Genomic DNA, 9,904 nt, shown 5'->3' with positions numbered 1-9,904 from the left:
GCAGGTAATTGGGCCGAGGCAGCGGCTACCTATGAACAGGTGATTCGTCAGGCAAAGCCGGGGGAGAAGAAGTTTTCCGAACATGGGTTCAATCTCGGCTTTTGCCAGTTACGGCTGGGACGATCCGCCGCGGCGGAAGATGCATTTCGAAAGGTGGTTGCGGTCGATCCCACATCGGCGAAGGGCCATATGAACTTGGGGATCGCTTTGGCGCGACAGTCTAAATATCGAGACGCCCGAAAAAGCCTTGAAAAGGCCCGGGAACTGGACCCCGTTAACGTCGAAATTGTTTTTAATTTAGCGAGGTTGGCCGTGGACCAGCAACGCTGGCGGGATGTTCGGGCGTATATAAAGGAGCTGGACCTGCTGGCTCCAAAAGACGCCAGGTTAGCTCAGTTGAGGGCTGTCCAATTCAATGCAAGGGACGAATCTTTGCGATAGACTTTTTTTATGGGGAAGCCGCAAACGGTGGAGGAAATCCGGGACGCATTAAAGCCCCTCTGGGAATCCGGAAAGTTTGAAATGGTGATGCTTTTTGGCTCCGTGGCGACCGGCCGTATGTCCTCCGGCTCGGACCTCGATATCGCGCTTTGGCCGAGGAATGGTTGGGACGAAATTTCCGTAACAACGGATATCGTTCGGCAGACGCATTGGAGCAATGTTGACGTCGTTGATTTACGTCGCGCGGATCCTGTGGTCGCGATGCAAATCGCCAGGACCGGGGCGCTTCTTTATTCGGACAACCCGGCGTTCTTTACGGAATTCAAGTCCCTCGCTTTCCGGCGCTTCGTGGATACGGAAAAACTCCGAAAGGCCCAACGGCGGGCCCTGGATAAATTCGAAAAGGGCGAATGAGTCCCGTTGAAAGATCGTTGGTCGAGCGAAAACTGGCTCAGATCGCCGAGCGCCTGAAGGTTCTTGAGCCGTATTCGAGGCCGGTTGGGAAAATAAACTTTCGGGACCTATTACAAGAACGTCTTCAGCCGCTTGGCGGCCTCCGACCCAACCTCAGAGCCCTTGGCCGCTTGGCCTTCGCCGGCGAGATCGTACGTGAGCGGCTTGCCGTCTTTGAGGATTGAAACGACGGCCTGTTCGATCGCCCGCCCCGCGTCCACCAGTTTCTTATCCTTGTTTTTCGTCCCCAGCCAATCGAGAGCTTCTTTGAGGGCCAGGATCATAGCGAACGGGTTCACTTTGTCCTGTCCCGTGTATTTCGGAGCCGAGCCATGGATCGGCTCGAACATCGCGTGCCGGTCGCCGATGTTGGCTCCCACCGCCATTCCCATGCCGCCCTGCAGAACGGACGCGAGATCGGTCACGATGTCGCCGAACATATTCGTCGTCACGAGGACGTCGTACCACTCCGGTTTGGTGATCAACCATTGTGTGAACGCATCGACGATGGCGGTCTCTTGAGCGATTTCGGGGTAGTCCTTGCCGATTTCTCGAAAGACTTTTCCAAACAGGCGGCAACCTTCCAAGACATTGTCTTTGAGGATACAGGTCAGCCGTTTCTTCCCGTCGGCGGGGGCGCCCCGTTCCCGTTTTCGGCAGAGTTCGTATGCAAATCGGATCACCCGTTCCGATCCCTCCCGTGTAATGACGCGCGTGTCGATCGCCACTTTTTCTTTTCCGCCCGGGCGCAGCGTTCCACCGATGCCGGAGTAAAGATCCTCCGTGTTCTCCCGAACGAAGACCATGTCGACTTTTTCGGGTTCCCACACTTGGCGGTGCCGGCCATGCACGCGATGTTGTACGCCGGGGTAAAGCTTCACGGGGCGGACGTTGGCGTAAAGATCGAGCCGGGTGCGATTGCCGATCACGGGCGACCATCCGGCCATTTTTCCGTTCGACATCGTGACGGGTGAGCCGTCCGGTCCGGGCCAGCCGACCGCGCCGAGCAAAATCACGTCGGCTCGTTCGCATTTTTCAAAGGAGCCGTCCGGCCAGTCCGACTTTTCGGATTTCTGGCCGGATTTCAAGTAGTACTGTCCGCCGCAGTCGATTTTTTCGACGTCGAAATGGACGCCGGTTACTTGTTGAACGGCTTCCAGGCATTTCAGCGCCTGGTCCATGACTTCAGGACCGGTGCCGTCGCCGGGGAGTGCCACCACACGATAGGCCATCGGAGCGCCGAGCATATAGCGTAAAGACCGGCGGCCCACAAGTAGTAGAGGTCCGGGAGAATTCATTCGCAGCCCAAGGATGACCTGGTACGCTGTTTCTCTTCATGGCGAGCAAACCCGGGCTCTCTTTGGTCATGCCCTGTTACAACGAGGAGGCGTGCGTCGAGGAGGTCGTCTCCTCCTGGATCACGGAGATTCAAAAGCGGCTCCGCGATTTTGAGATGGTGGTGGTCAACGACGGATCGAAGGATCGGACGGCGGAGATCCTTCATCGGATGGAGTCGCGATTCGGCGAGCTAAGGGTTCTCACACAGGAAAACCGGGGCCATGGTCCGGCGCTCTTGAATGGATATCGTTCCGCCCGGGGAGAATGGATTTTCCACACCGACAGCGACAATCAGTTCGTGCCGGAGGACTTTTGGAAACTATGGGGCGTTCGAGATCGATCGCCGTACGTTATGGGAATTCGCATGCACCGTGACGATCCTTGGCATCGCCTATTGCTTTCGCGGACCCTTCGGTGGATCGGCTTTATTCTCACCGGCATTCGCGTTCATGACATCAATATCCCGTTCAAGTTGATCCGAAGGGATCTGCTGGGGAAGATCTTGCTCGCCATCCCCGGCGACACGTTCGCCCCGTCCATTTTGCTCGCCATCGGTGCGCATCGTCTGGGCGTCAAAATCACTGAAATCGGTGTTCGGCATCTCCCGCGGAAAACCGGGCAGACGGTTCTTAAACCTTGGAAGCTTGCGAAATCGTGCGCGCGGGCGTTTCGTCAGCTCCGGCGGTTTTGCGTGGAATTTCGGCCGGCGGCACGGGCGGGGTGACGCGTGGCGGGCAGGATTCTCATTCTGGGCGCGGGACCGACGGGAATCGGAGCCGCGCTTCGGCTTCAAGAACTCAAGCGGAACGATTTCCTTGTATTGGAGGCGAGCGACCACGCCGGGGGACTGGCCTCTTCGTTCGTCGATGAGAAGGGGTTTACGTGGGATGTCGGCGGCCATGTTCAGTTTTCGCACTACCATCGTTTCGATCAAGCGATGGAGGAAGCGCTCGGCCCGGACGGCTGGCTTTATCACGAGCGGAGATCGTACGTTTGGATCGAGGACACGTTCGTTCCGTATCCTTTTCAAAACAACATTCGGTATTTGACGGAGGCTTCGCGAGACCGCTGCCTGGCCGGCCTTGAAAAAGCGGCCCGGAACGCAAAGAACGCAAAGAGCGCTAAAAGACCCAAGAATTTTCGGGAGTGGATCCTAACTGCCTTCGGTCAGGGAATCGCGGATCTGTTTCTCTTCCCCTACAACTTCAAAGTGTGGGCGTATCCACCGGAAACGTTGGATTACCAATGGATCGGGGAGCGGGTGTCCGTGGCGGACGTGGATCGCGTGAAGGAGAATATCCGGCTGCGGAGGGACGACGTCAGCTGGGGACCCAACAACACCTTCCGATTTCCCAAGTTCGGCGGTACCGGAGCGGTCTGGCGGGCGCTGGTGAAGAAGATTCCCGACGGCCAAATACGGTTTAAGACCGAAGTGACGCGGGTCGATCTCGATCGCCGTGAAATCGAACTTCGATCGGGAGAAGAGATTTCGTACGACCATCTCCTCTCGACGATTCCGATGGATGAACTCTCGCGGCTGACCGGGGAGGGCGCTCTCATGAAATCAGCCCGTCAGATGATCTATTCGACGTCGAACATCGTAGGCGTCGGACTTAAAGGGGAGTGCCCCGATCATCTGGCGGAAAAATGTTGGATGTATTTTCCGGAATCCAATTGCCCGTTTTATCGCGTGACCCTCTTTTCGAATTACAGTCCGAATAACGTGCCGGACATCCGGCGCTACTGGTCGCTCATGACGGAAACGTCGGAGTCAAACCACAAGCCGGTTTCACAAGATCGCCTGATCGAGGATACGATCCAGGGACTTCTCAACACGAAGCTGATTCAGAATCGCTCTCAAGTCGTGAGCACCTGGAAGTTTCGCGCCGCGCACGGATATCCCATTCCCTTCCTGAAGCGGGACGGCGTTTTGAAGGACATCCAGGGCCGACTGATGAAGAAGGGGGTTTATTCTCGCGGGCGTTTTGGGGCCTGGAAATACGAAGTGTCCAACCAAGACCATTCGTTCATGCAAGGGGTGGAAGCCGTCAATCACATCGTTTCGGGCAAACCGGAAGTCACGTACAACGATCCGGCTTTCGTCAACCGAGGGACGAAGATTTAGTTGGAAAGGCGGCGTTCGGACCGGAGGGTTGTTCGCGTTAGTAATGGCGTTATGAAAGCGGGACAGAAAACACTTCGCAATCAGCGAAAGAGCGACGCAATCGTTCAACGTTTGATTGAGGCGGAACAACTGTTCCGGCAATTCAAGGAGTTAACGCCGTTCCGTTTTCACCCTTTTGCCAAGTCCTTCGATTCCTTCGATGAGTACCAGCGGTGGAAACGTGCCCAAAAAAACCCTTGGTACCGATAATCGCGTTCTCCGTTTGTGTGAACTTTTGAATCGTTACCGGGTGGCTTACATATTGGTGGGTGGAGTCGCCGCTAACCTGCACGGCTCGGTTCGAGCCACGAAAGTTATCGACCTCCGCATGGAGGATTACGTACGAAAAAGCCAAACGGAACCGAAAGGTCGGAAAGATTCTGGGCGTTCGGGTTCCTTATTTGGGGCTGAACGATTTAATTCGTTCGAAACGAACGGGCCGCCCCCAAGACGAGGCCGATTTACAGATTCTTCTCAAACGTTGAAGCGAGGGGTAGCATTCGTTATGACGTCAGGAGTCTCCGGATGAGCGGTGCCAGGACAGCGCGGATGAGACGATGGTCGAAAGGTCCGAAAATTTCGGCGTCCAGCCGAGTTCTTTTTTTGCTTTGGACGGATCGGCGACCAGGACGGCGGGGTCCCCCGGGCGGCGGGGCCGCATCCGCCGGGACAGCTTTGTTTTTGCTTGGCGGTCGATTTCGTCGAGAACTTCTTTCACCGTAAACCCCCGTCCGGTGCCGAGATTGTAGACGCCGCCCGCGCCTCCGCCTTTCATACGGTCGACCAAACGGAGGTGGGCGTCGGCCAGATCCCACACGTGGATGAAATCTCTCTCGCAAGTTCCGTCCCGCGTCGGGTAATCCGTGCCGAAGAGATCGAAGGACGTCCGCAAGCCGAGAGCGGTTCGAATCGCGTTCGGAATCAAATGAGTCTCGGGATCGTGACTTTCCCCCAGCTCCTTTCCCGGGTCGGCCCCGGCGGCGTTGAAATACCGAAAAATGCCGACATGAAGTCCCCCCGTTTTTTCTCGTTCGATCAAATGATCCTCGAACCGTCGTTTGCTTTCTCCATACGGATTGATCGGCTTGCGGGGATGGGAATCCAATATAGGAGTGGATTTCGGTTCCCCATAGACGGCGGCCGTGGATGAAAAAAGAAATGTTCCGACGCCGGACCGCTCGATGGCCTCGGCCAATTTCCGCGCTCGCGCAAAATTGTGGTCCATATAGAGGTCGGGCCTTTCGACCGATTCGCCCACGAGGCATTTGGCCGCGCAATGGATGACGGCGGTGACGCGATTGGATCCGCAAAGCCGTTCAACGGCTCTTTCGTCGGCCATGTCGGCCACGGCGTGAGACGCAAGATAAGGTGTAAGAAGCGAGGGTGGCGGAACCAAATCCAATCCCACCACGCGGCGCCCGGCTTGGGCAAAGAATTTGACGAAATGGGACCCGACGTAACCCGACGAACCGGTGATCAAGAAAGTATCCGCCATGCCGGGATCGTAATGAGATTGCCGGAAACCGCCAAGGAGGTTTGCAATCCAGATAAGCCAAAGGTAACGTAGCGGCAGAGATGAGCACGCGGAAACTGTTTGAAACCTTGGGTCTTTTTATCTTTTTTACGGCGGCCCTCCTGGTGGGTGGATGTATCAAGTCTCAGACGGCCAAGGACAAAGAAACGGCGGAGAAATTGTGGGGGAGCGAGCGCGTTTGTCTTCCCTGTCATCTCTTCCAACAACCGATCGCGAGAAAACACAATTATCGCTGCGACACTTGCCATCTGGGGAATCCCTGGGCGGAAGACAAGGAAGAAGGGCATTTTGAAATGATCAAGAGCCCTCAGATCGCGGAGAACATCGGCCGCACGTGCGACAAGTGCCATCGTCGCGTGCTGGGCCGGGACGTTCCGTACAATGCCGAATTCATTCGAGACGTGATCGTCTCGCACAAACGAAAAGAGGGAGAATCGCTGGAATGGCAGCAGCAGTGAGGTTCGTTTTTTCACTCCTCGTCGTTTGGGTTGGATTTTCCGCGAGTCAGGTTTTTGCGGACGAACCGACCGTGGTCCCGGGCGTCATCACGGCGATGAACGTCGACGTGACGGCGGACGACGGGTCGCTCCTTCCGGAGCGGCTTAACGTGGGGGACTCCGTCTATATCGTGGAGCATCCGCAAAACCCCAAAAAGGGCTGGGTTCGGATCACGAAGTCGCCGACCGATACCGTCGGCATCGGTTGGGTCGAAGCGAAAAACATTCGCTCGTTCGAGCGATGGCAATCCCCTCCGGCCGAAAGGTCCATGACGCCCGCCGAAAAGATCGGTGAAAAGACCGTGTACGCCCCGGACGTGGAGGAAACCAAGTACGGACAGATCGGAATCCTCCCTTTCGTCTTGGCGGACGGCGACGATCCTTTAGGTAAATCGATCAACGATCTCTTTTCTCTTTCGCTGCGGAACGACGGTCATTTCAAGGTCAACGTTCTCGCGATCGATCCGTCCAAAACCGATATCGAGTCGACGGACGAGCTGCGTCGTGTGACTCGGGACAACAATCTGGATGGCGTCTTTGTAGGGCGCCTGTCGAGCAGTGTGCAGGGAAATCGTCTGCTGCAAGTGAAGTTTTTCGGGCGCGACCGGGAGTCCTTTGTTCTCGAAAAAGTGAAGCGGATTCCCCAGAGCGGAAATCTGAAGGAGGTTGTGGAAAGTTTGGTCGCCGATTGTGTCGGTACGCTCACCAAGAAGTAAGCCGAATCCCGCGGGTCGCTCCTTCTCCCAGAGCGATTTCAATCAGTTCATCCTCGAACAGAACGTCGTCGGTTTTTTTGAAAAGCCGGTTACGCTGAAATCCGGAAGAAGTTCCAACTGGTACGTCAATTGGCGTTCGGTCACGTCGGACGCCTATTTGTTGCTGCGGACGGTTGAGTTCGTTCTCGCCTTCGCGCGGGACAAGAAACTGTCGATGAATTGCTTTTATGGCGTGCCGGAAGGCGCGACGAAATTGGCGGTCGTGGCCACGATGGAGCTGGCGCGGACTTCTTCTCAATTTTCCAAGGGGAGCCATGTTATTGCGATGGGGCGGGCCCAGGCGAAAGAGCACGGAGATCCGAAAGACCGTTACTTCGTCGGAATGCCGAAAGGAAAGTGTGTGATTTTGGAGGATGTCACGACCACGGGGGGGTCGCTCCTGTCCACAATCGACCATCTCATGGATTCGGGTGTCGAAGCGATCGCCGCGGTCGGCCTCACGAATCGTATGGAGCTGCGGGACGATGGCGCGAGCGTCGAACAAGCCATCGCCAAGAAGTCGAACGGCCGGATACCATACTTCGCGATGAGCGACGCGCTGGCTCTTCTTCCGATGGCCATTCAAAAAACAAAGCCGCCGCGTACGGTGGTCGACTCGATCTTCGATGAATTCGCCCGATTCGGCGTTCGGCCCCTTCAGGTGGAGGGGATGTGAAGCTTTCCGAAAAATGGACGAGAGCGGTCCGCGCAAACGGTTCGATTCTCTGCGCCGGATTGGACCCGGCGGAACCGGAGCAGGGGCGGAGCCCTTCTTTGCCGAAAGGAGCCTCCAAAGTCGATTGGTCGATCCGTTTTGTAGAGAAGATCGCTCCGTTTTGCGCGGCCGTGAAAATCAACCGTAACTACATCAAGGACCTCTCGCGGGACGAGACCCGGCGCCTGGTCAAAAAAATCCACGACCATGGAATGATCGCGATCGACGACAGCAAGTTGGCCGATATCGGCGACACCAACGATTCCGGGTTTTATCACGCGGCCGCGGAAGGGTTCGACGCGGTCACTTACGCGCCGTTCCCCGGAAACGTCGCCGAGGCGGCGAAACAGGCGCACGCCCACGGAGTCGGCCTTATCGTTTTGGTGGTGATGTCCAATCCCGAATTCGAGGCGATCAAGAACGCGAAGTTCGGTTCCAAAAAAGGATATGAGTATTTTTCCGAGCAGGTGAGGTCGGCCGATGCCGACGGCGTGGTGTTGGGCGCGCCGAGCGAAAAGAATCGGATCCGTGAGGAGGAACTTCGGGAAGTGAGGTCGATTGTCGGTGACCGGCTGGTCCTGATGCCGGGAATCGGAGCGCAAGGAGGGGAGGCGGGTCCTCTGCTCCGCCTGTTCGGCGATCGGGTGATCGCGAACGTCGGGCGTGCGATTCTTTATGCTCCAAAGCCGGAGGACGAGGCCAGGAAGATGCAACAGTTGCTCGACGGTCTCCGGTCCAAGGCGGATGTGAAGTGAATCGCGTTCGGCTCGGCTTCTGGATGGGATTTTGCCCGTGGCTTCTCTGTGGATTGTGGGGAGGTCGGGCCCAGGCGCAAAACATAACCGACATTGATCTTACGCAGGGCTATTCGTTGAAGCCCGTGCCGCTCTCCTTTGGCGGAGCGTTTCGAGCATTGGCCGATACGAACGCGGCGATTTTGCTCAATCCGGCGGGCCTGGCGCAGCGGAAGGGGAAAGTCTCCGTCTCGGGGGATTATCTCTATAACGACTTCGCGCCTTCCAACACGTTCGGCGTCGCCGTGTCGGATTACAAAGCCACGCCGGTCATGGCGTTCGGTTTGGCGTACGATTACGACCAGCGGTCGATCGGCGGGAACGACATCAACGTGCATCAGGTCACGCTCGCCGGGGCCGGTGATTTCAGCGAGATTCTCTACGTCGGAATGGCGGCAAAGTACTACGTTTCGACGGTCGATTCGCCCTTCATAACCGGGCCGGACGGGCCGGACATCGATGTCGGGTTTCTGGTGAAACCGATTCCTCTTTTGTCCCTCGCGTTGACGGCGCAAAACCTTGCGCAAGGATACAGTCACAATGAGTTTCCCCTTTCCATGGGGTTTGGCGGCGCCCTCAACCTTCAGCCGTACGCCCGGATTGCCATCGACGTGACAAAGAACTTCGAAACATCCACCACCAACGGGGTCAACGCTTACTTTGGAGGAGAAATTCGAGCTGCCGAAGGGTTATTTCTCCGCTCCGGATTCGGTTTGGACCGGGTTCGGGACAATAATTTTTGGGGGGTCGGGGCGGTCTCGTCGACGAATCAGATCGGCGTCGGGTTCACGTATGCGCGCCACCTTTCGCCCACCAGCAATACGTTCGCCGGTAACCTGGAGTTGTATTTTTAAGCCGGTTTCAATCTGCTATACTTTTCCCGGTTCCGCGGGCCCCGGCCGGCAGAGCAAAACCTGAGAGCTCCATGAAATGAAATTCACGTGTGATAGCTGCCAGCATGTCTTCGAAGAGACCGAAGGCGCCGCCGCGACGGGCGAAGTCGATTGTCCGAAATGCGGAAAACCGGTCACGATCGGAGGTCCACGAGAAGGCGCCGTCGAACTTGCCGGCGGATTCGACGATTTTTTTGAGGTGGAAACCAGCTCCGGCGAAGTTGTCATCAAAGAGCCGAGCACATCCCAAGGAAAACCTTCGGTTGGAAAACCTGCCCCGCCCCCTCCGCCCAAGACGGCTGCGCCCCCACCGCCGAAAC

The 9,904-nt window shown here is 56.8% G+C and carries 14 protein-coding genes; 12 read left to right on the top strand and 2 right to left on the bottom strand.

The genetic code is table 11. The features are described 5' to 3' along the window. Positions 1 to 441 (top strand): tetratricopeptide repeat protein (locus VI895_00415; protein ID HLG18261.1); only part of this gene is annotated, 441 nt, incomplete at its 5' end. Positions 442 to 450: 9 nt separating this feature from the next. Beyond that, positions 451 to 855, top strand: a complete 405-nt coding sequence (locus VI895_00410; protein HLG18260.1) for a nucleotidyltransferase domain-containing protein — start codon at positions 451 to 453, stop codon at positions 853 to 855. 110 nt (positions 856 to 965) lie between these two features. Here VI895_00410 and VI895_00405 read toward each other — a convergent pair whose 3' ends face one another. Then, a complete protein-coding gene (locus tag VI895_00405; GenBank protein HLG18259.1) occupies positions 966 to 2,141 on the bottom strand; it encodes an isocitrate/isopropylmalate dehydrogenase family protein in 1,176 nt (391 codons plus the stop codon). An 89-nt stretch (positions 2,142 to 2,230) separates the two neighbouring features. On the opposite strand from VI895_00405, the gene VI895_00400 reads away from it, so the two are divergent. The 4 genes from VI895_00400 to VI895_00385 are packed head-to-tail and all read left to right on the top strand — an operon-like array spanning position 2,231 to position 4,881. Further along, positions 2,231 to 2,956, top strand: a complete 726-nt coding sequence (locus VI895_00400; GenBank protein HLG18258.1) for a glycosyltransferase family 2 protein — start codon at positions 2,231 to 2,233, stop codon at positions 2,954 to 2,956. 3 nt (positions 2,957 to 2,959) lie between these two features. Beyond that, on the top strand, positions 2,960 to 4,357 hold the full coding sequence (locus VI895_00395; protein HLG18257.1) for an FAD-dependent oxidoreductase: 1,398 nt from the start codon (positions 2,960 to 2,962) through the stop codon (positions 4,355 to 4,357). 51 nt (positions 4,358 to 4,408) lie between these two features. Beyond that, entirely contained in the window at positions 4,409 to 4,606 is a 198-nt protein-coding gene (locus VI895_00390; protein HLG18256.1) for a hypothetical protein, read from the top strand. Between the two features lie 59 nt (positions 4,607 to 4,665). After that, the gene (locus VI895_00385; protein ID HLG18255.1) at positions 4,666 to 4,881 is read left to right on the top strand and encodes a hypothetical protein; all 216 of its coding nucleotides are present in this window, start codon (positions 4,666 to 4,668) and stop codon (positions 4,879 to 4,881) included. A gap of 26 nt (positions 4,882 to 4,907) precedes the next feature. On the opposite strand, the gene galE is transcribed toward VI895_00385, so the two are convergent. Further along, positions 4,908 to 5,891, bottom strand: coding sequence for a UDP-glucose 4-epimerase GalE (gene galE, locus VI895_00380; protein ID HLG18254.1), 984 nt, complete (start codon positions 5,889 to 5,891; stop codon positions 4,908 to 4,910). Positions 5,892 to 5,971: 80 nt separating this feature from the next. Between galE and VI895_00375 the strand changes: the two genes are divergently transcribed. From VI895_00375 to VI895_00350, 6 genes are all read left to right on the top strand, one after another. Next, positions 5,972 to 6,388 carry a hypothetical protein gene (locus VI895_00375; protein ID HLG18253.1) on the top strand — a complete coding sequence of 139 codons (417 nt, stop codon included), beginning with the start codon at positions 5,972 to 5,974 and terminating at the stop codon, positions 6,386 to 6,388. Next, entirely contained in the window at positions 6,373 to 7,143 is a 771-nt protein-coding gene (locus tag VI895_00370; protein HLG18252.1) for a hypothetical protein, read from the top strand. The genes VI895_00375 and VI895_00370 overlap by 16 nt, the downstream gene beginning before the upstream one ends. Next, on the top strand, positions 7,118 to 7,858 hold the full coding sequence (locus VI895_00365; protein ID HLG18251.1) for a hypothetical protein: 741 nt from the start codon (positions 7,118 to 7,120) through the stop codon (positions 7,856 to 7,858). The genes VI895_00370 and VI895_00365 overlap by 26 nt, the downstream gene beginning before the upstream one ends. Continuing rightward, positions 7,855 to 8,652: an orotidine 5'-phosphate decarboxylase gene (locus VI895_00360; protein HLG18250.1), complete on the top strand. Its 798-nt coding sequence runs from the start codon at positions 7,855 to 7,857 to the stop codon at positions 8,650 to 8,652. Before VI895_00365 ends, VI895_00360 begins: the two co-directional genes overlap by 4 nt. Beyond that, on the top strand, positions 8,649 to 9,545 hold the full coding sequence (locus VI895_00355; protein HLG18249.1) for a hypothetical protein: 897 nt from the start codon (positions 8,649 to 8,651) through the stop codon (positions 9,543 to 9,545). The genes VI895_00360 and VI895_00355 overlap by 4 nt, the downstream gene beginning before the upstream one ends. Positions 9,546 to 9,621: 76 nt before the next feature. Further along, a partial coding sequence (locus VI895_00350; protein HLG18248.1) for a hypothetical protein occupies positions 9,622 to 9,904 on the top strand: 283 nt, incomplete at its 3' end.

Source organism: Bdellovibrionota bacterium (assembly GCA_035292885.1).
Classification (GTDB): domain Bacteria; phylum Bdellovibrionota_G; class JALEGL01; order JALEGL01; family DATDPG01; genus DATDPG01.
This window is presented reverse-complemented; position numbering and strand designations above follow the sequence as displayed.

Bases quoted from the DNA above. Each gene is read 5' to 3' on its own strand.
- VI895_00410 (HLG18260.1), top strand. From the start codon at position 451: ATGGGGAAGCCGCAAACGGTGGAGGAAATCCGGGACGCATTAAAGCCC.
- VI895_00405 (HLG18259.1), bottom strand. From the start codon at position 2,141: ATGCTCGGCGCTCCGATGGCCTATCGTGTGGTGGCACTCCCCGGCGAC.
- VI895_00400 (HLG18258.1), top strand. From the start codon at position 2,231: ATGGCGAGCAAACCCGGGCTCTCTTTGGTCATGCCCTGTTACAACGAG.
- VI895_00390 (HLG18256.1), top strand. From the start codon at position 4,409: ATGAAAGCGGGACAGAAAACACTTCGCAATCAGCGAAAGAGCGACGCA.
- galE (HLG18254.1), bottom strand. From the start codon at position 5,891: ATGGCGGATACTTTCTTGATCACCGGTTCGTCGGGTTACGTCGGGTCC.
- VI895_00375 (HLG18253.1), top strand. From the start codon at position 5,972: ATGAGCACGCGGAAACTGTTTGAAACCTTGGGTCTTTTTATCTTTTTT.
- VI895_00370 (HLG18252.1), top strand. From the start codon at position 6,373: ATGGCAGCAGCAGTGAGGTTCGTTTTTTCACTCCTCGTCGTTTGGGTT.